Here is a 21,551-nt window from a genome sequence, read left to right as displayed (position 1 = left end):
TTCCGGCATAAGCATTGCGGGACAATCGGCGCACCCATGGGAATCAGCCAATACATCAAGGAAATCGGCCGCGGCGCGCGAGGCGCCAAGCCGCTCACGCGCGAGCAGGCCACAGACCTGTTCGGCCAGGTGCTGGACGGCACTGTCACCGACCTGGAGATCGGCGGCTTTTGCCTTGCCATGCGCATCAAGGGCGAAACGCCCGAGGAGATGGCGGGTTTTCTCGATGCCACGCACGCCAGGCTCAACCTCCTGCCCGCCGCCGACCGCCCGCTCGTCGTGCTGCCGAGCTACAACGGCGCGCGCAAGCTGCCGGTGCTCACGCCGCTACTGGCGCTGCTGCTGGCCCGCGAAGGCCTGCCGGTGCTGGTGCACGGCAGCGCCACTGAAACATCGCGCGTGCTCGCATCGAACGTGCTGGAAGCGCTCGACGTGCCGGCGCTGTCGGCCATCCGAAAAATCCCGTCCGGCGAGGTGGGCTTTGCGCCGACCGAGCTGCTCAACCCCGCGCTCAAGCGGCTGCTCGACGTGCGCCGCGTGGTGGGCCTGCGCAACCCCGGCCACAGCGTGGTCAAGCTGATGCAGCCGACCACCGGCCCCTGCGTGATCGTGGCTAGCTACACGCATCCGGAATACGCGCGCACCATGGGCGAAACCTTCGAGCTCATGGGCATGACCGCCCTGCTCTCGCGCGGCCTCGAGGGCGAAGTGGTGTCCGACCCGCGCCGCACCGCACAGATCGACGGCTTCGTGCGCGGCGTGCGCAGCGAGTTGCAGGCCCAGGAAAGCGGCACGGCGAGCGAGGTGCCGGGCCTGCCGAAAGAAATCGACGTCGCGACCACGGCCGAGTACACGCGGCGCGTATTGGATGGCGAGCTTCCCGTGCCTGAAGCCATCGCCACGCAGGTGAGGCACATCACGCAACTGGCATCCCACGCATGACCAAAGCCACTTCTCCATCCGCCGCCGGAAGCTGCACGCTGGTGGGCGCCGGCCCCGGCGACCCCGAACTGCTCACCATCAAGGCCGTCAAGGCGATTCAGGCCGCGACCGTGCTGCTGGTGGACGACCTCGTGAGCGAGAGCATCCTGGCCTCTTATGCGCGGCCCGGTGCGCGCATCGTGCACGTGGGCAAGCGCGGCGGCTGCAAGAGCACGCCCCAGGCTTTCATCGAACGGCTCATGATCACCGCGGTGCATGAAGGCGAAACCGTGGTCCGGCTCAAGGGCGGCGACCCCTTCATCTTCGGCCGCGGCGGCGAAGAGGTCGAGCACCTGCGCGAAGCCGGCATCGAATGCACGGTGGTCAACGGCATCACCGCCGGGCTTGCGGCCGTCACCTCGCTGGGCGTGCCGCTCACCCACCGCGACCACGCGCAGGGCGTGGTGTTCGTCACCGGCCATGCCAAGACCGGCGCCGGCGCGGCCGAAGACCCGACCGACTGGCGCGCCCTGGCCGCCACCGCGCACAGCGCGCGGCTCACGCTCGTGATCTACATGGGCGTGGCGGGCGCGGGCCACATCGAACGCGAGCTGCTGCACGGCCTGCCCGGCGACACGCCGGTGGCCGTGGTGCAGCATGCAAGCCTTCCGCAGCAGCGCCAGCTCGCGACCACGCTCGACAAGCTCCAGGCCGGCATTGCCGAAGCCGGCATCGCGAGCCCCGCGGTGATCGTGGTGGGCGACGTACTGCGCGGACTCGCCGCAGCGGCGCTGCCGGCGGACGCGAACCTCTTCGGCACCTAGGCTTCCAAGACTCGGCGAAGGCCGCCGGGCATCGCCACCCGAGGCCTTGCAACCTTGGCCACCAACGTGGCATGGAGCGTGCTTAACGCCAGCATGCCCGTCTTCCGATCATTTCCCGCGCCCGGCGCCCGTCGATGACCGCCGCCATCGCGCCCCCGCCCGCCGCCATCGAAGTCGTTGCGCTCAGCAAGCGCTACGCCGCGGGCACGCCCGCCGCCGTCGACCAGATCGACCTGCGCATCGCGAGCGGCAGCTATTGCTGCCTGCTGGGCCCCTCGGGCTGCGGCAAGAGCACCACGCTGCGCATGATCGCGGGCCACGAGTCGGTCACCAGCGGCGACATCCTGCTGGACAACCGCAACATCACGAACCTGCCCGCGGCCGCGCGCGGCACCGCGATGATGTTCCAGAGCTTCGCGCTGTTCCCGCACCTGTCGGCGACGGACAACGTGGCCTTCAGCCTCAAGATGAAGGGAATCGGAAAGGCCGAGCGCCAGAAGCGCGCCCGCGACCTGCTGGAGCGCGTGGCGATGGGCCACCTGGCCGCGCGCAAGCCCGGCGAGCTCTCCGGCGGCCAGCAGCAGCGCGTGGCGCTGGCGCGCGCACTCATCACCGAGCCGCGCGTGCTGCTGCTCGACGAGCCGCTGTCGGCGCTCGACCCGTTCCTGCGCATCCAGATGCGCGCCGAGCTGCGACGCTGGCAGAAGGAGCTGGGGCTGACCTTCGTGCACGTCACGCACTCGCAGGAAGAAGCGATGGCACTGGCCGACACCATGGTGGTCATGAACCACGGCGTGATCGAGCAGGTCGGCTCGCCGCACCAGGTCTACAACCATCCGGCGAGCGAGTTCGTGGCGCGCTTCATGGGCGGCCACAACGTGTTCGACACGCCCGCCGGCCCCGTCGCCGTGCGCAACGACCACATGAAGATCGCCCGTGGCGATGCGAGCGGCGGCCTGGCCGCCACGGTCACCGACGTCGAGTACCAGGGCACCTATGTGCTGCTCGGCCTTGTGCTGCAGGACGCCGCGCCCGGCCGCGGCAGCGTCTCGGTGCTGCTGGGCGAGGCCGCCTTTCTGGCGAGCCCCCATGCGCCGGGCGATGCGGTGCGCCTGTCCTGGGCCGAGGCCGATGCGCGCGCGCTCGGCCCCGGCGCGAAGCCGCCCGCCGAGCGGGCGCCGGCACCGGTCGACAACGGCAGCAGCCGCCTCGCGCGCGACGACCTGGCCGCACTCGCGAGCATGCCGCTGTGAGCGCGCGGCCGTTCATGCACTGCCTGCATTTCCGTTTGTTTTTTTCCACGTTCCTTTCCCTGCCTTTTTCCACGGAGACTCTTCCATGACCGACCCCATCGACTCGTCCGCCGGCCTCCAGCGTCGCACCCTGCTGCAAGGCACCGCCGGCATCCTGGCCACGGGCATCGCGCCCTTCGTGCATGCGCAGGAAAAGATCGTGCTGCGCTACCTGGGCACCGCGGTGAACCAGGACAAGGCCATCGCCGAGAAGTTCAAGGCCGACACCGGCATCGAGATCCAGTACGTGGCCGTGACCACCGACGACGTGACCAAGCGCGCCGTCACCGCGCCCAACAGCTTCGACCTGATCGACACCGAGTTCTTCTCGCTCAAGAAGATCGTGCCCACCGGCAACCTCAAGGGCATCGACACCCGGAAGATCAAGAACGCCGACAAGATCACCACGCTCTTCACCAAGGGCGAAGTCGCCGGCAAGGCGGTGGGCGACCAGGGCACCGCGCCCAAGAAGGTGATCTATCTCGAGGGCGAGAAGAGCAAGAAGTTCGCGACCACGCCGACACAGTTCATGTCGCTCATTCCGACGGTCTACAACGCCGACACGCTGGGCATCCGCCCCGACCTGATCAAGCGGCCCATCGGCTCGTGGGCCGAACTGCTGAACCCCGAGTTCAAGGGCAAGGCGGCGATCCTGAACATTCCGTCGATCGGCATCATGGACGCCGCGATGGTGGTGGAGGCCAAGGGCATCCACAAGTACGCCGACAAGGGCAACATGACCAAGGCCGAGATCGACCTCACGATCAAGACCCTGATCGAGGCCAAGAAGGCCGGCCAGTTCCGCGCGCTGTGGAAGGACTTCAACGAGTCGGTCAACCTGATGGCCTCGGGCGAAGTGGTGATCCAGTCGATGTGGTCGCCGGCCGTGACGGCCGTGCGCACCAAGGGCATCGCCTGCAACTTCCAGCCCCTGAAGGAAGGCTACCGCGCCTGGGCCGCCGGCTTCGGCCTGCCGGCCACGCTGTCGGGCAAGAAGCTCGACGGCGCCTACGAATTCATCAACTGGTTCCTCGACGGCTGGGCCGGCGCCTACCTGAACCGCCAGGGCTACTACAGCGCAGTGCTCGACACCGCCAAGGCCAAGATGGAAGCCTACGAATGGGCCTACTGGATGGAAGGCAAGCCCGCCTCGCAGGACATCAAGAGCCCGAACGGCGACCTGCTGGCCAAGGCCGGCGCGGTGCGCGACGGCGGCAGCTACGAGCAGCGCATGGGCGGCATCGCCTGCTGGAACGCGGTGATGGACGAGAACGAGTACATGGTGAAGAAATGGAACGAGTTCGTCGCAGCTTGAACATGCGAGCCCCTTTCGTGAAACACCGCGGAACCGGCTTTGCCGGGCCGCTGGTGTTGCCCCCGGTAGGGGGTTGGCGTAGCGACACGAAGTGCGCGAAGACTGGGGGCGAGCTTTGACGGTCAAGGCTTGGTGGCAGGCAGCGCCGTTCGCGCTGGTGTTCCTGTTGTTCTTTTTGGTTCCGCTGGCGCTGGTCGCAATGGTCAGCCTGTGGAACTTCAACGAGTACGAGCTGATCCCGGCGGTCACGCTGCGCAACTACCAGAGCCTGTTCGAGGGCTGCTCGCAGCTCACCGACAACGGCGACCTGTGCGTCACGCTCAACACCTACCTGAGCACCTTCAAGTTCTGCCTGCTGGTGTGGGGCATCACGCTGCTGGTCGGTTTTTCGGTGGCCTACTTTCTGGCGTTTCACGTGCGCTCGCCGGGCATGCAGACGGCGCTGTTCGTGCTGTGCACGGTGCCCTTCTGGACCTCCAACGTGATCCGCATGATCTCGTGGGTGCCGCTCCTGGGCCGCAACGGGCTGGTCAACCAGGCGCTGATGGGCCTGGGCGCCGTCGACCAGCCGGTCGAGTGGCTGCTGTTCTCCAATTTCTCAGTGGTGCTCGCCTTCGTGCACCTCTACACGATGTTCATGATCGTGCCGATCTTCAACAGCATGATGCGCATCGACCGCTCGCTGCTCGAAGCCGCCAGCGACGCGGGCGCCTCGGGCTGGCAGACGCTCTGGAACGTGGTGGTGCCGCTGTCGCGCACCGGCATTCTGATCGGCTCGATCTTCGTCATCACCATCGTGATGGGCGACTTCGTCACCATCGGCGTGATGGGCGGCCAGCAGATCGCATCGATCGGCAAGATCATCCAGGTGCAGACCTCGTACCTGCAATTTCCGCTGGCCGCGGCCAACGCGATGATCCTGCTGGCGGTGGTGCTGATGATCATCTGGGGTCTCACGCAGCTGGTCGATATTCGCAAGGAGCTCTGAGATGGGACCTTGTTTTTCTGTTTGTCGTCGCGTTGTGTTTGGGCGCAGTTGTTCAGGGCGCGCTCCCGCCGACGGGGTACCTTGCTCCGCGAATGTCCTCCGGCCTGCGGCCTCCCCCTTGATTTCGCTGCGCAAGGCACCCCATCGACGGGAGCGTTGGACAGAGCGGTCGTTGATCAGCTGTACACCAAGAGCGTGCCCTGGTGCACAGGGCATCGGGTGCTCCCCGCAGCGAAATCAAGGAGGAGGCCGCAGGCCGGGGGACATTCGCGGAGGAGAGTACCCGGTGTCCTGTGCACACGCCCTGAAGGAAGAAGACAAATGAGCCAACGCATCGGCGAACAACGCAGCCCCGGCTTCTGGCCCCTGGCCACGGTATTCGCCCTGTTCGTGCTGTTCCTCTATGGCCCGATGATCACGATCTTCATCCTGAGCTTCCAGGGCCCGGAGGGCGGATTGACCTTTCCGCTGCGCGGCGTCTCGCTGCACTGGTTCCACAAGCTGGCCGAGGGCCTGGGCACCGTCGACATCGGCGCGGCGTTCAGGCGCTCGCTGGCGCTGGGCGCGGTGGTGATGGGCTTCACCGTGGTGCTGTCGGTGCTGGCCGGCCTCGCGTTCCGCAAGAAGCTCAAGGGCAGCAACGCCCTGTTCTTCGTGACCGTGGCGAGCCTCATCATGCCGTCGATCATCATTTCGCTCGGCATCGGCCTGCAGTTCCGGCTGCTCGACACCGGCATCAAGAGCGTGCTGACGGCAGTCGACGCCACTGCGCTGCTCGAAGGCTACGGCACCGCGCTCGGCCTGTTCAGTTCCGCGCTCGGCGCGCACCTGACCTGGACCCTGCCGTTCGGCCTGCTCATCATGTTCGCGGTGTTCAATCGCTTCAACCCGGCCTACGAGGAAGCCGCGCGCGACCTCGGCGCCACGCCTTGGCAGGCCTTCCGCTTCGTGGTGCTGCCGCTGATCGGCCCGTCGATCGTGGGCATCGGCATGTTCGGCTTCACCCTGTCGTGGGACGAGATCGCCCGCACCTCGCAAGCCATCGGTGACGTCAACACGCTGCCGCTCGAACTGCAGGGCCTGACCTCGACCGTCACGACGCCTTCCATCTATGCGCTGGGCACGGTGACCACCGTTGTTTCGCTGCTGGTCATGGCCATGGCGCTGGGCACGGCCGCGCTGCTGCGCCGGCGCGCCATGCGGCCGCGCTGACACCAAAGCTGGCGGCACGCCTAGGACTTTTGGTCGATGCGGGCGTTTTCCTGCGGCCGCCTAAAATCGCGCTCCAACAAAAGCGCAAGCGAGAGAGAGAGGCGGACATGCTCGACAAACTGAACGACTTCACGGGCAGCCACGGCCAGCTGCAGCGCGGCCGCGGCCTCGTCACCGGAACCATTGCCCTGAGCCTGGGCATCCTGTGCTTCCTCGGCGTGCTGGCCTTCCACTTTCCGCAGTACCTCACCACGCCCGAGCTGCGCAAGAGCTACAACGTCGACGTGATGCGCTTCATCCTGCTGGCGGCCATGGTCGTCTCGGGCGGGCTGGCGCTGGTGAACATCATCTTCAACCGGTCGCGCTGGCTCTCTTCGGCCGCCTTCCTGCTGGTGGCCGCAGCCGCGCTGCTGGGCGGGCACAAGGTGCCGGTGAACGACTTTGCCGACAACACGCCCTACATCGGCCTGGACTGGTTCATCCTGGACCTGCTGGGCTCCTCGCTGATCTTCATCTTCATCGAGAAGCTGTTCGCGCTGCGCAAGGACCAGCCGGTGTTCCGCGAGGAATGGCAGACCGACTTCCACCATTTCGTGGTCAACCACATGATCGTGGGCTTCGTGCTGCTGGCCACCAACCTGATGGTGCACAAGTTCTTCGGCTGGGCCGCCAACGACGGCATCCGCGGCTGGGTGGGCAACCTGCCGTTCTGGGCCGGGCTGCTGCTGATCGTCCTGGTGGCCGACCTGGTGCAGTACTGGACCCACCGCGCCTACCACGAGGTGCCGGTGCTGTGGCGCCTGCACGCGGTGCACCACAGCGTGAAGAGCATGGACTGGATGGCCGGCTCGCGCCAGCACATCCTCGAGCTGCTGATCACGCGCACGCTGGTGCTGGCGCCCATCTACGTGCTGGGCTTCTCCAAGGAAGTGATCGATGCGTACATCGTGGTGGTGGGTTTCCAGGCGGTGTTCAACCACTGCAACGTGAGCGTGCGGCTCGGGCCGCTGCGCTACATCATCGTCACGCCCAACTTCCACCACTGGCACCACAGCCAGGACGTGGAGGCGCTCGACAAGAACTATTCGGCGCACTACGCCTTTCTCGACTATCTCTTCGGCACCGCGGTGAAGAGCACCAAACTCTGGCCCGAGAAGTACGGCGTGCTCGGCGACTACGTGCCCAACGGCTTCTTCAAGCAGTTGAAGTTTCCATTCGTCTGGAAAGGATGATGACGAGGCGCCATCTCCGCGCAGCGGCGTTCGGTGCTGCCGCATTGCTGCTGCTGTCGGCCTGCGCCACGCGCGTCGACCTGCCATCGAAAGACGCGGGCCTGCGCCTGCGCGTGCAGAGCTCGGTCATCGCGCCCGGCAACGGCGGCGAGCTCATTGCCGCCGACGCGCTGCAGCCCGGCGACATCCTGCTGACCTCCATCGCCACGGTCAATTCCTTCGGCATCCGGCTGGGCACCTTCTCGCCCGTGAGCCACGCCGTGCTGTATCTGGGCGACGGCCTGATCGCCGAGGCGGTAGGCAGCGGCGTGCGCGCCCGGCCGCTGGCCGACGTGGTGGACGAAGAACAGATGGTCGTGGCCTTTCGCGTGCCCGGGCTCGATGCTGCAGGTGTAGAAAAGCTCCGCACCTGGGCCAACTCGCAGGTGGGCATCCGCTACAACACCACCGGCGTGCTGCTGAATGCGCCTTTCGTGCTGAACCGGCGCCTGTGCGAGCTGCCGCTCGTTCCCTCCGCCGTCAGCCACTACTGCATCAGCGGCATGGCGATGGTGCAGCTGGGTGCGAGCCGCGACGACCAATTCTTCTGCTCGCAGTTCGTGCTCGAGGCCTACCGGCGGGCCGGCCTGCCGATCACCGACGCCGATCCGCGCTGGGTGAGCCCGGCCGACCTGCTGCACATGCGCGAGGGCGACGTGCCCTCGATTGCCGCCACGCAGCCGCTGCGCTATGTGGGGCATCTCAAATACAACCCGCCGCCGCTGCTTGCCGCGGACGGCCCCTGACCGCCTTGAGCAATTCTTCTTCGGTTCATTATTTCGACGCCGTCGTGGTCGGCGCCGGTGCCGCGGGCCTGTTCTGTGCCGCACTGGCCGGCCAGCGCGGACTCAAGGTGCTGCTGGTCGATCACAGCGAAAAGATCGGCGAGAAGATCCGCATCTCGGGCGGCGGCCGCGCCAATTTCACCAACCGCGACCTCGACGTGCGCGCCCCGCAGCGCCATTTCATCGGCGACAACCCGAATTTCTGCCGCTCGGCGCTGTCGCGCTATGCGCCGCAGCAGTTCATCGAGCTGGTGCAGAAGCACGGCATCGCCTTCCACGAGAAGCACAAGGGGCAGCTGTTCTGCGACGGCTCCTCGCAGCAGATCATCGACATGCTGCTGGCGGAGTGCGACGCGGGCAGCGTCACGCGCTGGCAGCCGTGCAAGCTCGGAAAGATCGTGTTTTCGGCCTCTGGAGCCGATGCAACCGGCGCGGGTCGCTACCAGATCGATAGCACCAAGGGCCCCATCGAAACGCCCAGGCTGGTGGTCGCCACCGGCGGTCTGTCGATTCCGCAGATCGGCGCCAGCGATTTCGGCTACCGCCTGGCCGAGCAGTTCGGCCTGCGCGTGGTCGCGCCGCGTCCGGCCCTGGTGCCGCTGACCTTCGGCGGCGAAGCCTGGGCGCCGTATGCCGAACTGGCCGGGCTGGCGCTGCCGGTGCGCATCGAGACCGGGGCCAAAAAGGAAAAGACCGCCTTTCTCGAAGACCTGCTGTTCACCCACCGCGGCCTTTCGGGCCCGGCCGTGCTGCAGATTTCGAGCTACTGGAAGCCCGGCAGCCCGCTCACGCTCGATTTCGCACCCGGCGTGGAGGTGGCGCAAGCCCTGGGCGAAGCCAAGCTGCGCTCCAAAAAGCACATCGCCAACGAGTTGGCCGCGCTGGTGCCCTCCCGGCTGGCGGATGCCTGGGTCGGGCAGGATCCGGCCCTGCAGCGCCCCGTCAACGAGGCGGCCGACAAGGCCCTGGCGGCGTTGGCGGAGCGCATTGCCCGCTGGCAGATCACCCCCAGCGGCACCGAGGGCTATAAAAAGGCCGAAGTCACCGCCGGCGGCGTCGACACCCGCGATCTGTCCTCCCAGACCATGGAATCGAAGCAGCCGGGCCTGTATTTCATCGGCGAAGTGGTCGACGTGACGGGTTGGCTGGGCGGATACAACTTCCAATGGGCCTGGGCCAGCGCGCATGCGTGCGCAACCGCGCTATAATCGCGGGCTAACTTTGGCCTTCCCTCAACGGCCGCAAAAATTTTTCAGTTGAGGAACCCCGGCTTGGGGCCTCGATCTCCCCGAGCCAACTTCAGTTCAACGATTCATCAATGACCACCATCCGCGTTAAAGAAAACGAGCCTTTCGACGTCGCCCTGCGCCGCTTCAAGCGCACCATCGAAAAGCTCGGCCTGCTGACCGACCTGCGTGCCCGCGAGTTCTACGAAAAGCCGACCGCCGAGCGCAAGCGCAAGAAGGCCGCCGCCGTCAAGCGCCACTACAAGCGCGTGCGCAGCATGCAGCTGCCCAAGAAGCTGTACTAAGCAACACCCGGGCCTGGCGGCCATCGACGAAAGTCACCGCCAGCGCTCCGTTGCCCCAGCCGCGCCAGGGAAACCTGCCGCGGCTTTTGTTTTTTCCGAAAGGTTGTGCCGAATGACTCTCAAAGAACAGATCACCGAAGACATGAAGACCGCGATGCGCGCCAAGGACTCGGAGCGCCTGGGCACCATCCGCCTGCTGCTGGCCGCACTGAAGCAGAAGGAAGTGGACGAGCGCGTGGAGCTCGACGACGCCATGGTTGTTGCCATCGTCGACAAGATGGTCAAGCAGCGCAAGGACTCGATCGCCGCGTTCACGACCGGCGGCCGCATCGACCTGGCCGACAAGGAATCGGCCGAGATCAAGGTGCTCGAGGTCTACCTGCCGCAGCGCATGAGCGCCGACGAAGTGGCCGCCGAAGTGAAGGCCATCGTGGCCGAACTGGGCGCCAAGGGCCCCGGCGACATGGGCAAGGTGATGGGCGCGGTCAAGACCCGCCTCGCGGGCAAGGCCGACATGGGCCAGGTAAGCGCCGCGGTCAAGGCCGCCCTCGCGAACGCCTGATGAGCGACAGCAGCGGCTGCGCCACCGCGATCCTGAAGGCCTGCGCCTGCCTGGTCGACGCGAGGGGCCGGCTGCTGGTGTTCCGCCATCCCGGCGACGGGAACATGCAGCTGCCCAAGGGCACCATCGAGCCCGGCGAGTCGCCCGAGGCGGGGTGCGCCGCGAGCTGCTGGAGGAATCGGGCATCGACCACGTGGGCGAACTGCAATCGCTCGGCACCCTGCAGCGCGATTGCGAAGCCGGCATCGAAGGCAATACGCTGCGCCATCCGCAGCTGTGGCATCTGTTCCTGATGCGCGCCGATGGCCCGCTGCCCGAAACCTTCGACCACGTGGCCATGGGCAGCCCCGAGGAAGACGGCCTGGTGTTCTCGTTCAGCTGGCTGGCGGCCGGCGACGGCATCGATAACTTCGCCCTGCCCTATCGGCAGGCCATCGAGCGCGTTCGCATCGCCCTGCTCGCGGCCTGATGAAGCCCTGCCGCAGGCAGGGAGGGCTCATGCCAACGCGCGAGCCACCATGTAGAGTCCCAGCAGCGCCAGCCCGGCCAGGAAGCAGTGCCTGAACACCGCCACCGGCAACCGTTTGCGCAACCATGTGCCGATCGCCATGCCGCCGAGGGCCGGCACCAGCATGGCGAGCGATCCTCCCACCGCCGCCATCGGATAGCCGCCGTTGCCCGCGAGCCCGATGGCCAGCACCACGGTCGAGGTGGTGAACGAGATTCCCATCGCCTGGATCAGCGCGTCGCGCTGGAAGCCCAGGGCCTGCAGATAGGGCACGGCCGGCACCACGAACACCCCGGTCACCGCCGTCACCAATCCGGTGGCTGCGCCCACCACCGGCCCGAGCCAGCGCTCGTGTGCCGCGGGCACATGCAGTTGCCGGCCGGTGAGCCCCCAGAGCGCATACGCCACCAGCGCCAGCCCCAGCGCGATCGAAGCCCAGGTGCCGGCCGGCACGCCGAGCCACAGCGCGCCGCCCAGGGTGCCCGCCACGATGCCCGCCTGCATGCCGCCGATGCGGCGCAGCACCTGCCAGAAGCTCGCGCGCGGCCCGGTCTGCCACAGGTTGGTGACCAGCGACGGCGCGATCAGCAGCGCCGCCGCGCGCACCGGCGGCATCCAGAGCGCGAGCAGCGCCATCGACACCGTCGGCAGCCCGAGCCCGATCACGCCCTTGACCACGCCAGCCAAGAGAAACACCAGGGCAGCAGCCGCCCGGTGGCCTGCCAGTTCGTTCGGGATCGTCATCGGCGCGAAGTCTGCCGACGGGGGCCGCGCCTGAAAATGCGGCATTTGCGCAGCCGGCCTCAGGCACAGGCTGAGGCTCGCGTGCTACCTTGCGGACCATGCGATTCGATCTCACCGACCTGCGGCTTTTTCTCCATGTGGTCGAGGCCGGCAGCCTCACGGCCGGTGCGGCGCGCTCGCACATGACGCTCGCCTCGGCCAGCCAGCGCGTGCGCGGCATGGAAGACGCCCTCGGCAGCCCGCTGCTCACGCGCCACGCGCAGGGCGTGCGCCCCACCGAGGCCGGCCGCACGCTGCTGCACCATGCGCGCGTCGTGCTGCAGCAGATGGAGCGCCTGCGCGGCGAGCTCGGCGAATACGGCCAGGGGCTCAAGGGCCACGTGCGGTTCATGTGCGGCACCTCGGCGCTGACCGAGCACCTGCCCGAGGTGCTGAGCCGCTTTCTCATGCAGCATCCGCGCATCTCGGTCGACCTCGAGGAGCGCCCCAGCCCGGACACGGTCGACGCGCTGCGCGGCGGCCGCTGCGACATCGGCATCGTCTCGGACGCCATCGACACCGAAGGCCTCGAATGCCACCCGTTCCGCCGCGACGACCTGGTGCTGGTGATGCCGCGCGGCCATGCGCTGGCCGGCCGGCGGCGGGTGATGCTGGCCGAGGTGATCGACAGCGAATTCGTCGGCCTGCCCGCCGACAGCGCGCTGCAGCTGCTGCTGACGCAGCATGCCCGCGCGCTCGGCAAGCACCTGGCTTACCGCGTGCGCGTGGGCAACTTCGAGGCCGTGTGCCGCATGGTGGAGAACGGCATCGGCGTGGGCATCGTGCCGCAGACGGCGGCCGAGCGCTGCGCCCGCTCGATGAAGATCGCGCGCGCCGCGCTCGGCGACACCTGGGCCGAGCGCACGCTGATGGCCTGCGTGCGCTCGTCGCAGGAGCTGCCGCTCAATGCGCGGCGCATGCTCGAGCACCTGGTGGCGCCGGTGGAACAGGCGACGGCGAAGTAGCCGCAGCGCCCTTCCCCGCGGCGGCTCAGCGCCGAAGTACGGCGAGCAGTTCCGCCATCTTTTGCAGCGCCGCTTCCGGCGTCGGCGCGATGTGGATCGAACAGGCCAGCATGAGGTTCAGCGGCTGGCCGAAATCTTCCACCGCGGTGCCGCTGCCGTGCTCGCGCAGCACCCCGGCCGCATCCGGCGCGCACTGCAGCGCGGCCCGGGCGCGGTCCGCATAGCTGCCTTCGGGCACGCCGTAGGCCACCACGGGAATCTGCAGCGCCACCGCGGCGCCTACCTCGAACACCGTGCCCGAATCGGGCTCGAGGCCGCGGAAGCACGCGAGGTTGGCCACCACGCCGTCGGCGCCGCGAAGGCGCTGCATGTTGGCCTGGTAGATCTGCATTTCCGGCGCCTGCGCATCCGGTTCCTCGTTGCCGTCGGCCGGCAGCAGGGCCGCAAGCCCCCGCGCGTCGCAGGCCGCCGCGAGCCGCACGAAGTGGTCCCTGGCGTCGGGACGAAAGACGTCCGGGCCTGCAAGGTAGATCCGCGGGCGTGTCGGGTTGTCGGGGTATGTGTCCATGAGGGGCACATCTTAGATTTTTGCTGCCCGCCGTACTACGATGGATGCACCATCACGACGAAGGAGCCGCCATGCCTCTCTATCTGATCGAGCGCAATTTCGCAGATCAACTCGAGGTTTCGCCCGAGGCCGCGGCCGGCATCATCCGCGTCAACGACGACGTCGGCGTGCGCTGGCTGTATTCGTTTCTGAGTGCCGACAAGAAGAAGACGTACTGCCTGTACGAAGCCCCCGGCGTCGAGCCGATCCGCGAGGCGGCGCGGCGCAACGGGCTGCCGGCCGACGTGGTGATCGAGGTCGGCGAACTGCGCCCGCCGCCGCTGCCGGCCGACCTCGTGTCAGCCTGAACCGGCGGCGCGCGGCGTTCTGCGTCCGTTCATTTCGCCCGCGGGTCGTCCGCCGGGTTGACGTAGGTGACGCCCCAGGGGCCGGTGCCATGCAGCTGCACCACGGTTTCCTCGCTGGTCCAGGCAAAGTGCGGCGTCTTGGGCTGCAGGATCATCATGCCGCCCGCGACCACCGGCATCGATTTCTGCATGTCGAGCTTGTCGCCCAGACCCATGTGGAAGGTGCCCGAGAGCACGGTCACCCGCTCGACGGCCGGATGCCAGTGCGACGGAATCCGGTAGTTGGCCGGCACCTTGATGCGCACCGTGAAGGGCACGGCCTCGCTCATGGGGCCTTCGATCACCGCGAGCTTCGCGCCGGGCGGCAGCGACGGAACGTCGGCCCATTTCAGGTCGGCCGGCGAGATCATCCGATGGTCGCCGGACTGGGCCCAGCTGGTGGCGATGCCTGCGATCAGGGCTGCGCCGATCGCCCAGGCGGCAAATGGTTGGCGTGTCATGGTCAGGTTCCTTTTCTTTCCGTTCACCGGCGAAGCGCCGCCGGGGCGTGGGCGAGACCGGCCGCTGCGTCTACAGCCGCACCACGTCGCCCTTCAGCGAATAGAGAATCGCGACCACCTCGTTCTTCTCGGCCTGGTCGTAGCCGTTCTTGGTCATGGCCGCGACGATGTCGTCCATCGCGGCAACCAGTTCCTGCTCGCTGATGTTCATGCCCTTGTGGGCCGACACCAGGTCCTTGCCGGTGTAGCACTGCGAGCCGCCGCTGCCGGCGCAAAGGAACTCGACGACGTGGCGCTCGACCTCGGCCCGGTTGCTGTTGGCAAAGCGGGAACGGATGAGCGGATTGGCGTAGTGGTTCTCGATGACGTCGGTGACGAGCCGCTGGATGCGCTCCTCACCACCAAGTCGTTCGTAGAGGGTTGCGGGCATGGGGAGCACTCCTTCGGGTTGGGGGGCCGGCGGCGCCGAGCCTGAAACCCGAAGTTAGGCTTCGGCGCGCGGCCGCGCATCGCCCGAATTGACCATTTCGTACCGCGCCGCCCAGGCGCTCAGAGTTGCTCCTGGCTTTCGGCTGCGACGCGATGGCGGTGCGCCCAGGCCGCGGCTTCGGTGCGGCTGCGGCAGTCGGTCTTCGAGAGGATGTGGCGCACATGGTGCGCCACCGTGTGCGGGCTGATGAACAGGCGCTCGGCGATCGCCTGGTTGCTGTGGCCGGCGCAGAGCAGCCGCAGCACGGCAAGCTCGCGCCGGCTCAGGCCCTCGGGGGCCGCGGGCGGTGCCGCGCCGGCGCCTGCCAGTTCGCGCTGCAGCGCCTCGCAGCGCCGCGCCAGGGCGGCCATGCCCAGTTCGCGGCCGAGTGCCAGCGCCGCGTCGAGCTGCGCCTTCGCGGCAGCCGCGTTGCCGCCCTGCCCGGCCAACCAGCGCGCCCATTCGAAGCGGCTGTGCGCGAGCCAGGGACGGCCGCCGCAGCGCTCGTCCAGCGCGACCGCGGCCTGCAGGTGCACCGCGGCGTTTGCATCGTCGCCGGCCAGCGCGGCCAGCATGCCCCGGTAGCGGTCCACGGCGCCGAAGCAGGCGATGTTGGTGCCGGTCACCACGTTGCGGCCGGCGTAGGGCTCGAGCAGCCGGTACAGCAGCGCTGCGCGCGGCCGGTCGCCGAGGCGGGCGCAGACCTCGGCCGCGAAGACGATGTTGGTCAACCACATGCCGTCGTGCGCGATGCCTACAAAGCCGTCGGCCGCAAGCGCCTCGTAGGCTTCGCGCGCCGGCTCGTGCAGATCGAGTTCGGTGCAGATCAGCGCGAGCCCGGGCTGCCAGAGGCTGTCGCGCGGCACGCTGCCGACCAGGCCGCGCAGCACCGGCAATACCTCGCCAAGACGGCCCTGGTGCCGCCGCAGCACGAAGATCTGCAGGCTGTAGGCGCCCTGCGCGTTGCCGGGCAGGAAGCGCTGCCCGATCGCGAAGGTCTCGCCGGCCAGCCGCTCGGCATCGGCAAAGCGGCCTTCGTAGGCGGCGAGCAGGGTCAGGCTGGCCAGCCCCATGGCCTGCATGAAGGGCTGGCGGATCGCGTCCGCCACCCGCGCGTGGACCTGCGCCAGCGGGCGCGCCGCGGCGAGTTCGCCCTTCTCGACCAGATCGCCGAAGTACCAGCCGGTCAGCGCGTCGACCCACTCCATGTGGCCGGCACGCTCGGCCACTTCGAGTGCCTCGCGCGCGCAGCGCAGGCGCTCGTCGAGCTGGGCGGGATCGGCGCGCGCCGGCAGGATCGCCGCCAGCGCCTTGAACAGCGGCTGCGGCATTGCCAGCTCGCGCGCCAGTGCCACGGCGCGGCGCTGCGCCGCGTTGGCCTGCGGCTGGCGCCCGCAGAAGATGCAGGCGCGGCACAGCGCGGCCAGCAGATCGACCCGCAGCGCGGCATCGAAGCCGTCCGAGGCCGCCAGCGCCTCTTCGAGCAGGGCCGCCGCCTGCTCGCCCGGGCGGCTGATGCGCCAGCCGTTGTTCTCGAAGCCGAGCGCTGCCTGCGCGAACAGGTCCGCATCGCCGAGCGCGCGCGCCAGCGTGGCCGCTTCGAGAAAGGTGGCGGCACTGGCGTCGTTCTCGCCGGCGTGGGTCTGCACCGCGCCGAGCGCCAGCAGCAGTGCGCCATGCCGCGCGCGCTCGGCCGGCAGCCAGCGCTCCTGCAGCTGCAGTGCGAGCCGGTAGCAGCGCAGGGCCTCTTCGTACGCCATCAAGGCGACGGCCCGCGCGGCGGCCTGCTGCGCAATGTCCAGTGCGCGCGCCGCGCTGCCCACGGGCAGGGCCGCGGCCGCGTGGTAGGCGAGCTGCGCCAGCACCGCATCGAGCCCGCCGGCGTGGCGCGCCTCGAGCGACTCGGCGATGCGCCCGTGCAGCGCGACACGGCGCGACGCGGTCAGCTCGTCGTAGAGCACCTCGCGGATCAGCACGTGGCTGAACTGGTACTGCGGCCCGGGCGGCACGGCCTCGATGACGCGCTGCGCCAGCGCCTCGTCGAGCCGGCCCAGCAGCGCGGCCTCGCCGCCGGCGCCGGCCAGCTCGGCCAGGAGCGGCAGGTCGAAGTCGCGGCCGATGCACGCGGCGATCGCGAGCAGTTCGCAGCATGGCGCCGAGAGCTGGTCGAGCCGCCGGCCGATCACCGCGCGGATGCCGCTCGGCACGGTTTCGACCCGCGCCGCGGCCGCATGCGGGTCGCCGCCGCAGGGCCTCTGATGCAGGAAGCGCAGCGTCTCGACCAGGTACAGCGGATTGCCCTCGGTGCGGCGGTGCATGGTCGCGATGACGGCGGGCGGCGGCGTCACGGCGCTGGCCGCGGCGACCATCCGCTCGGTTTCTTCGAGGCTCAGGCCCTGCAGCGGCAGGCGGCAGAACTGCCGGGTGTTCAACAGCTCGGCCAGGGTCGCGGCCAGCGGATGCTGGCGCGACAGGCCGGCCTCGCGGTAGGAGCCGAGCAGCAGGATGCGGGATTCGCCGACGTCCTGGGCGATGAAAGCCAGCAGCCGCAGCGACGACGCATCGGCCCAGTGCAGGTTGTCGAGGATCAGCAGCAGCGGGCGCAACGCGGCCACCTGGCGCCAGAAATGCGCAACCGCGGCGAACAGCCGGAAGCGTGCATGGTCGCCCTCGCCGATCGCCGGCACCGCGGTGCCGGGGGGCAGCCGCTCGGCAAGTTCGGGCGCAATCTCCACGGCCGCGGCGGCTTCGCGCCCGAGCAGCGCAGGCAGGCGCTCGTCGCGGCAGGCCCGCAGGCAGGCCTGCATCGCGCGCGTCCACGGCAGGAAGGGCGGCGCGCCGGGCTCCTCGAGGCAGCGGCCCCACAGGGTCAGCATGCCGCGCCGCAGGGCCAGGGTTGCCACCTCCTGGGCCAGCCGCGTCTTGCCGATGCCGGCCTCGCCGCTCAGCATGACGACCCGGCCGCGCCCGGCCAGCGCGCCGCCGAGCGCATCGTGCGCCAGCTGCAGCTCGCCGCGGCGGCCGACGAAGGGCTCGTTCGCACCCGCTGCCGCCGCTCCCGCGATCGGCGCCGCGCCGCAAGCCGGACATGGCGCATCGGCGTGCAGGCGAACGCGCCCGCAGCGATGACAGCCCATCCGGTCCAGCGTAGCCATGCCGCTCCTTGTGCTTTGCCGGCCCTGGGGACCGGCAAGAGCGAGTCTGCGCGCTGCGAATGCTTATAGGACTTAGGACTTACGCCACGGTGAAGGGAGGCCGGGAGCCCCACGGCCCCGGCTGCGATGCCCAGGCATCGCGGCGCGCGCGCAGCACCCACGGCGTGGCCAGCAGGGCCAGCAGCCGCACCAGCGCAATCTCCTGCTGCGTCCAGCGCGCGCGCGTGCCCAGCACGTTGAAGGTGGCCGCACATCGGCCGTCTTCCAGCAGCGGCACGTTCACCACCGCGCGCAGGCCCAGCGTGGCAATGAGCGCGTGGTCGTCGAACACCTCGGCCAGCGCCGTCTCGCCTTCACCGACGAAGACCTCGGCGCGCACCAGCAGCTGCTGCGTCCAGCGCGTGAGCGTCTTGCGCTTGCGGCCCGCCACCGGGTAGGCCTGCGGGTCGGACGACCAGAGGCGCTGCAGCTGCACTTCGTCGGTCGGATCGCCCGGGGCCGTCGCGTTCAGGTTCACCGTGAGCAGCCCCGGACCGAGCAGCGCCCGGCGCGCCGACTCGATGTGCCCCAGCGCGGCATCGACCGTGACGGCCCGCGGCAGCGCGTCGCACAGCCGCTCGCACACTTCGACGGACAGCACCTCAGTCAAGCTTGATCCCGAGGTCTCTGATGACCTTGCCATAGCGCTCGGTGTCCTTGCGGAGCGCTGCGGCCAGCTGCTCGGGCGTGCTCTTCACCAGCTCGACGCCGATCGCATCCATGCGGGCGCGCACTTCGGGCACAGCCAGGGCCTTGTTGATTTCGGCATTGAGCCGCGTCACCAGCTCGGCGGGCATGCCCGCGGGTCCGAACGCGGCGTACCACACGCTCATCTCGTAGCCGGGCAGCGTCTCGGCGACGGTGGGCGTGTCGGGCAGCAGCGCGGAGCGCTTGGGCTCCGTCACGGCCAAAAGGCGCAGCTTCCCCGCCTTGACGTGCGGCAGCGTCTGCGTGCCGGCGGAGAACAGGACCTGGGTCTGGTTGCCCACCGTGTCGAGCACGGCCGGCGCGCCGCCCTTGTAGGGCACGTGCAGCATGTCGATGCCGGCCGCCTTCTTGAACATCTCGGCGCTCAGGTGGTTGGTGGAGCCGCCGCCGGCCGAGGCGTACGCCAGCTTGCCGGGGTTGGCCTTGGCGTAGGCGATGAACTCGCGCAGGTCCTTCGCAGGCACCGAGGGGTTGACCACCATCGTGTTGACCACGTTGGCCACCAGCGCAATGGGCGTGAAGTCATCCGCGCCCTTGAAGGGCATGCCGGGCATCAGCGTGGGGTTCATCGCATGCGTGCTCATCGAGCCGATCAGCAGCGTGTAGCCGTCGGGCCGAGCCTTGGCGACGAAGTTCGAGCCGATGTTGCCGGAAGCGCCGACACGGTTGTCGACCACCACCGGCTGGCCCATCGACTTGCCGAGCTGCTCGGCAATGGCGCGCGCCAGGATGTCGGTCGAGCCGCCGGCGGCCCAGGGCACGACGAGCGTGATCGGCTTCTCTGGGTAGGCGGCCAGCGCGGCCTGCGCGGCGCATGAGAGGGCCAGCAGAAGCAGGCCCCGGAAGGCACGTTGGAGCATGGTGATGTCCTTGGAACGAAGGTGAGGAAATGAAGCGAAGGCGGCGGAAATCAGCGGCCCACCGCGTAGCCCTGCATGCCGCGCGGGTTGGCGCCGGCGCGCAGCACCAGCCGGCCCTGCGTGTCGTGTTCGCGGCTGCAGGCGGACATGCGGCTTTCGGACCAGGCATCGCCGACCTGCACCTGGTGGCCCATTGCGCGCAGCTGTTCGAGCGCCTCGGGGTCGAAGCGCGATTCCAGCGTCAGCGTGTTGAGCGTGGTTTGGCGCGGCCAGAAGGAGCCGGGGGCGTGCTTGACGTGCCAGGCCGGTGCGTCGATGGCCTGCTGCAGATTGAGGCCGTGCACCGCATGGCGCAGGAAGAAGCCGACCGACCACTGGTCCTGCTGGTCGCCGCCGGGCGTTCCGAACGCCATGTAGGGCTCGCCGTCGCGCAGCGCCATCGATGGCGACAGCGTGGTGCAGGGCGCCACGCGCGGCTCGAGCGAGCTGGGCAGCCCCTCGTCGAGCCAGCTCATCTGCAGCCGCGTGTTGAGCGCGAAGCCCAGCGCCGGAATCGCGGGGCTCGAGGACAGCCAGCCGCCCGAAGGCGTGGCCGCGACCATGTTGCCGTGCCGGTCGATCACGTCGATGTGGCAGGTGTCGCCCACGAAGATCTCGCGCTCCGCCCATTCGGCGACCGGCGGCAGTGCGGCGAAGGTGGGCTCGCCGACGCCGAAGCGCGTGTCGGCCGTGCGCAGGGTTCGCGCACTCACGTCCAGGTCGGGCAGGCGCGGCGCAAGGCCGAGCGGCTCGCCGGGCCGCAGCACGTCGGACGCGCGCTCTGGATCGACCAAGGCCCAGCGTTCGCGCAGGTAGGCGTCGGACAGCAGCGCCTGCTGCGCATCGGCGCGCGCGCCGGACGCCGCGCCATACCACGCCAGCCGGTCGGCCAAGGCCAGCTTGGCGGCTTCGGTGATGCGGTGCACGAAGCCCGCCGTGCCGGGTGCATGCTGCTCGAGCCCCGCGTGGCGCAGCATGCCGATCTGCTGCAGGAACGCCGGCCCCTGGCTCCAGAAGCCGCACTTCGCGACCGTGTAGCGGCCGAACTGCGCCGTGAGCGGCGCCTCGGTGGCAACGCGCCATGCGGCCATGTCCTCGTAGCGCAGCAGGCCGGCATGCGACTCGCCGCTGCTGTCGCGCACGGCCGTGCCGCGGCTGTAGCTGTCGATCTCGCGCGCCACGAAGCCCTGCTGCCAGATGCGGATCGCCGCATCGATCACGCCGGTGCGGCCGCTGCCTTCGCGCTCGGCGGTCTCGACGATGCGGCTGTAGGTGGCGGCCAGTGCCGGCAGCCGGAACAACGCACCTGGCTGGGGCAGCTTGCCGCCGGGCAGCCACACCTCGGCCGACGAGTGCCAGTGTTCGAGGAACAGGCCGCGCACGGCAAGAATTGCCTCGGCGACGCGCGGCACCAGCGGAAAGCCGTCGCGCGCATAGCCAATCGCCGGTGCCAGCACCCCGGCGAGCGACCAGGTGCCGTGCTCGCGCAGCATGGTGAGCCAGGCGGAGAACGCACCCGGCACCGTGGCCGCCAGGAGGCCGATGCCCGGCACCTGCTCGAAGCCGAGGGCGCGGAACGCCGCGGCGCTGGCCTCGGCCGGCGCGCAGCCCTGTCCGCGGATGGCGTGCATGCGCCGCTCGCGTTCGCTCCACAGCAGGATCGGCGCCTCGCCGCCGGGGCCGTTGAGATGCGGCTCCACCACCTGCAGCACGAAGCCCGCAGCCACGGCGGCGTCGAAGGCGTTGCCGCCGCGTTCGAGCACGCCCATCGCGGTTTGCGAGGCCAGCCAGTGGGTCGAAGAGGCAACGCCGAAGGTGCCGGCGATTTCAGGACGGGTCGTGAACATCCGGCCGAGTGTAGAAATAACGAATAGCTACTGCTGCATATTTTCTGATGAATGCATGCATT

General features: G+C 69.0%; 22 protein-coding genes. 14 read left to right on the top strand and 8 right to left on the bottom strand.

Features of this window, described 5'->3' with window-relative positions:
• Positions 1-36: 36 nt before the first annotated feature.
• The 12 genes from ybiB (at position 37) to QFZ47_RS21825 (ending at position 11,170) form a co-directional block, all read left to right on the top strand.
• Complete coding sequence (gene ybiB / locus QFZ47_RS21880) at positions 37-942, top strand: DNA-binding protein YbiB (protein ID WP_307657628.1); 906 nt, start codon at positions 37-39, stop codon at positions 940-942.
• Complete coding sequence (cobA, locus tag QFZ47_RS21875) at positions 939-1,745, top strand: uroporphyrinogen-III C-methyltransferase (protein ID WP_307657627.1); 807 nt, start codon at positions 939-941, stop codon at positions 1,743-1,745. Before ybiB ends, cobA begins: the two co-directional genes overlap by 4 nt.
• A gap of 134 nt (positions 1,746-1,879) precedes the next feature.
• The gene (locus tag QFZ47_RS21870) at positions 1,880-2,998 is read left to right on the top strand and encodes an ABC transporter ATP-binding protein (protein WP_307657626.1); all 1,119 of its coding nucleotides are present in this window, start codon (positions 1,880-1,882) and stop codon (positions 2,996-2,998) included.
• Between the two features lie 85 nt (positions 2,999-3,083).
• On the top strand, positions 3,084-4,352 hold the full coding sequence (locus QFZ47_RS21865) for an ABC transporter substrate-binding protein (RefSeq protein ID WP_307657625.1): 1,269 nt from the start codon (positions 3,084-3,086) through the stop codon (positions 4,350-4,352).
• Between the two features lie 115 nt (positions 4,353-4,467).
• Complete coding sequence (locus tag QFZ47_RS21860; RefSeq protein WP_307657624.1) at positions 4,468-5,340, top strand: ABC transporter permease; 873 nt, start codon at positions 4,468-4,470, stop codon at positions 5,338-5,340.
• A 321-nt stretch (positions 5,341-5,661) separates the two neighbouring features.
• Positions 5,662-6,552 carry an ABC transporter permease gene (locus tag QFZ47_RS21855; RefSeq protein WP_307657623.1) on the top strand — a complete coding sequence of 297 codons (891 nt, stop codon included), beginning with the start codon at positions 5,662-5,664 and terminating at the stop codon, positions 6,550-6,552.
• 107 nt (positions 6,553-6,659) lie between these two features.
• A complete protein-coding gene (locus tag QFZ47_RS21850) occupies positions 6,660-7,784 on the top strand; it encodes a sterol desaturase family protein (protein ID WP_307657622.1) in 1,125 nt (374 codons plus the stop codon).
• Positions 7,784-8,569 (top strand): YaeF family permuted papain-like enzyme, encoded by a 786-nt coding sequence (locus tag QFZ47_RS21845; protein ID WP_307657621.1) that lies wholly within the window; start codon positions 7,784-7,786, stop codon positions 8,567-8,569. Before QFZ47_RS21850 ends, QFZ47_RS21845 begins: the two co-directional genes overlap by 1 nt.
• 5 nt (positions 8,570-8,574) lie before the next feature.
• Positions 8,575-9,816 (top strand): BaiN/RdsA family NAD(P)/FAD-dependent oxidoreductase, encoded by a 1,242-nt coding sequence (locus QFZ47_RS21840; RefSeq protein ID WP_307657620.1) that lies wholly within the window; start codon positions 8,575-8,577, stop codon positions 9,814-9,816.
• A gap of 110 nt (positions 9,817-9,926) precedes the next feature.
• Complete coding sequence (rpsU, locus tag QFZ47_RS21835; RefSeq protein WP_007833691.1) at positions 9,927-10,139, top strand: 30S ribosomal protein S21; 213 nt, start codon at positions 9,927-9,929, stop codon at positions 10,137-10,139.
• A gap of 112 nt (positions 10,140-10,251) precedes the next feature.
• Positions 10,252-10,701, top strand: a complete 450-nt coding sequence (locus QFZ47_RS21830) for a GatB/YqeY domain-containing protein (protein WP_307657619.1) — start codon at positions 10,252-10,254, stop codon at positions 10,699-10,701.
• Between the two features lie 154 nt (positions 10,702-10,855).
• The gene (locus tag QFZ47_RS21825) at positions 10,856-11,170 is read left to right on the top strand and encodes an NUDIX hydrolase (RefSeq protein WP_307657618.1); all 315 of its coding nucleotides are present in this window, start codon (positions 10,856-10,858) and stop codon (positions 11,168-11,170) included.
• Positions 11,171-11,197: 27 nt separating this feature from the next.
• Here QFZ47_RS21825 and QFZ47_RS21820 read toward each other — a convergent pair whose 3' ends face one another.
• Positions 11,198-11,953 (bottom strand): sulfite exporter TauE/SafE family protein, encoded by a 756-nt coding sequence (locus QFZ47_RS21820; protein WP_307657617.1) that lies wholly within the window; start codon positions 11,951-11,953, stop codon positions 11,198-11,200.
• Between the two features lie 98 nt (positions 11,954-12,051).
• Between QFZ47_RS21820 and QFZ47_RS21815 the strand changes: the two genes are divergently transcribed.
• Positions 12,052-12,957 carry a LysR family transcriptional regulator gene (locus QFZ47_RS21815; protein ID WP_307657616.1) on the top strand — a complete coding sequence of 302 codons (906 nt, stop codon included), beginning with the start codon at positions 12,052-12,054 and terminating at the stop codon, positions 12,955-12,957.
• Positions 12,958-12,982: 25 nt separating this feature from the next.
• Here QFZ47_RS21815 and QFZ47_RS21810 read toward each other — a convergent pair whose 3' ends face one another.
• The gene (locus QFZ47_RS21810) at positions 12,983-13,525 is read right to left on the bottom strand and encodes a nucleoside 2-deoxyribosyltransferase (protein ID WP_307657615.1); all 543 of its coding nucleotides are present in this window, start codon (positions 13,523-13,525) and stop codon (positions 12,983-12,985) included.
• A gap of 71 nt (positions 13,526-13,596) precedes the next feature.
• Here QFZ47_RS21810 and QFZ47_RS21805 point away from each other — a divergent pair, with 71 nt between their 5' ends.
• The gene (locus tag QFZ47_RS21805; protein WP_307657614.1) at positions 13,597-13,872 is read left to right on the top strand and encodes a DUF4242 domain-containing protein; all 276 of its coding nucleotides are present in this window, start codon (positions 13,597-13,599) and stop codon (positions 13,870-13,872) included.
• A gap of 29 nt (positions 13,873-13,901) precedes the next feature.
• Here QFZ47_RS21805 and QFZ47_RS21800 read toward each other — a convergent pair whose 3' ends face one another.
• From QFZ47_RS21800 to QFZ47_RS21775, 6 genes are all read right to left on the bottom strand, one after another.
• Positions 13,902-14,372 (bottom strand): cupin domain-containing protein, encoded by a 471-nt coding sequence (locus QFZ47_RS21800; protein WP_307657613.1) that lies wholly within the window; start codon positions 14,370-14,372, stop codon positions 13,902-13,904.
• A gap of 70 nt (positions 14,373-14,442) precedes the next feature.
• Positions 14,443-14,802: a group I truncated hemoglobin gene (locus QFZ47_RS21795; protein WP_307657612.1), complete on the bottom strand. Its 360-nt coding sequence runs from the start codon at positions 14,800-14,802 to the stop codon at positions 14,443-14,445.
• A 119-nt stretch (positions 14,803-14,921) separates the two neighbouring features.
• Positions 14,922-17,996 (bottom strand): ATP-binding protein, encoded by a 3,075-nt coding sequence (locus QFZ47_RS21790; RefSeq protein ID WP_307657611.1) that lies wholly within the window; start codon positions 17,994-17,996, stop codon positions 14,922-14,924.
• A 79-nt stretch (positions 17,997-18,075) separates the two neighbouring features.
• Positions 18,076-18,636 carry a GAF domain-containing protein gene (locus tag QFZ47_RS21785; RefSeq protein ID WP_307657610.1) on the bottom strand — a complete coding sequence of 187 codons (561 nt, stop codon included), beginning with the start codon at positions 18,634-18,636 and terminating at the stop codon, positions 18,076-18,078.
• Position 18,637: 1 nt separating this feature from the next.
• On the bottom strand, positions 18,638-19,603 hold the full coding sequence (locus QFZ47_RS21780) for a Bug family tripartite tricarboxylate transporter substrate binding protein (RefSeq protein ID WP_307657609.1): 966 nt from the start codon (positions 19,601-19,603) through the stop codon (positions 18,638-18,640).
• 50 nt (positions 19,604-19,653) lie between these two features.
• Complete coding sequence (locus tag QFZ47_RS21775) at positions 19,654-21,489, bottom strand: gamma-glutamyltransferase family protein (protein ID WP_307657608.1); 1,836 nt, start codon at positions 21,487-21,489, stop codon at positions 19,654-19,656.
• Positions 21,490-21,551 lie beyond the last annotated feature (62 nt).

It is taken from the genome of Variovorax paradoxus (assembly GCF_030815975.1).
In the GTDB taxonomy this organism is placed as follows: domain Bacteria; phylum Pseudomonadota; class Gammaproteobacteria; order Burkholderiales; family Burkholderiaceae_C; genus Variovorax; species Variovorax paradoxus_N.
The sequence above is the reverse complement of the archived record's forward strand: the minus strand, read 5'-3'. Positions and strand labels throughout refer to the sequence as shown.

Coding starts and splice junctions, on each gene's coding strand:
- ybiB (WP_307657628.1), top strand. CDS start 37: ATGGGAATCAGCCAATACATCAAGGAAATCGGCCGCGGCGCGCGAGGC.
- cobA (WP_307657627.1), top strand. CDS start 939: ATGACCAAAGCCACTTCTCCATCCGCCGCCGGAAGCTGCACGCTGGTG.
- QFZ47_RS21870 (WP_307657626.1), top strand. CDS start 1,880: ATGACCGCCGCCATCGCGCCCCCGCCCGCCGCCATCGAAGTCGTTGCG.
- QFZ47_RS21865 (WP_307657625.1), top strand. CDS start 3,084: ATGACCGACCCCATCGACTCGTCCGCCGGCCTCCAGCGTCGCACCCTG.
- QFZ47_RS21855 (WP_307657623.1), top strand. CDS start 5,662: ATGAGCCAACGCATCGGCGAACAACGCAGCCCCGGCTTCTGGCCCCTG.
- QFZ47_RS21850 (WP_307657622.1), top strand. CDS start 6,660: ATGCTCGACAAACTGAACGACTTCACGGGCAGCCACGGCCAGCTGCAG.
- QFZ47_RS21845 (WP_307657621.1), top strand. CDS start 7,784: ATGACGAGGCGCCATCTCCGCGCAGCGGCGTTCGGTGCTGCCGCATTG.
- rpsU (WP_007833691.1), top strand. CDS start 9,927: ATGACCACCATCCGCGTTAAAGAAAACGAGCCTTTCGACGTCGCCCTG.
- QFZ47_RS21830 (WP_307657619.1), top strand. CDS start 10,252: ATGACTCTCAAAGAACAGATCACCGAAGACATGAAGACCGCGATGCGC.
- QFZ47_RS21820 (WP_307657617.1), bottom strand. CDS start 11,953: ATGACGATCCCGAACGAACTGGCAGGCCACCGGGCGGCTGCTGCCCTG.
- QFZ47_RS21815 (WP_307657616.1), top strand. CDS start 12,052: ATGCGATTCGATCTCACCGACCTGCGGCTTTTTCTCCATGTGGTCGAG.
- QFZ47_RS21810 (WP_307657615.1), bottom strand. CDS start 13,525: ATGGACACATACCCCGACAACCCGACACGCCCGCGGATCTACCTTGCA.
- QFZ47_RS21805 (WP_307657614.1), top strand. CDS start 13,597: ATGCCTCTCTATCTGATCGAGCGCAATTTCGCAGATCAACTCGAGGTT.
- QFZ47_RS21800 (WP_307657613.1), bottom strand. CDS start 14,372: ATGACACGCCAACCATTTGCCGCCTGGGCGATCGGCGCAGCCCTGATC.
- QFZ47_RS21795 (WP_307657612.1), bottom strand. CDS start 14,802: ATGCCCGCAACCCTCTACGAACGACTTGGTGGTGAGGAGCGCATCCAG.
- QFZ47_RS21790 (WP_307657611.1), bottom strand. CDS start 17,996: ATGGCTACGCTGGACCGGATGGGCTGTCATCGCTGCGGGCGCGTTCGC.
- QFZ47_RS21780 (WP_307657609.1), bottom strand. CDS start 19,603: ATGCTCCAACGTGCCTTCCGGGGCCTGCTTCTGCTGGCCCTCTCATGC.
- QFZ47_RS21775 (WP_307657608.1), bottom strand. CDS start 21,489: ATGTTCACGACCCGTCCTGAAATCGCCGGCACCTTCGGCGTTGCCTCT.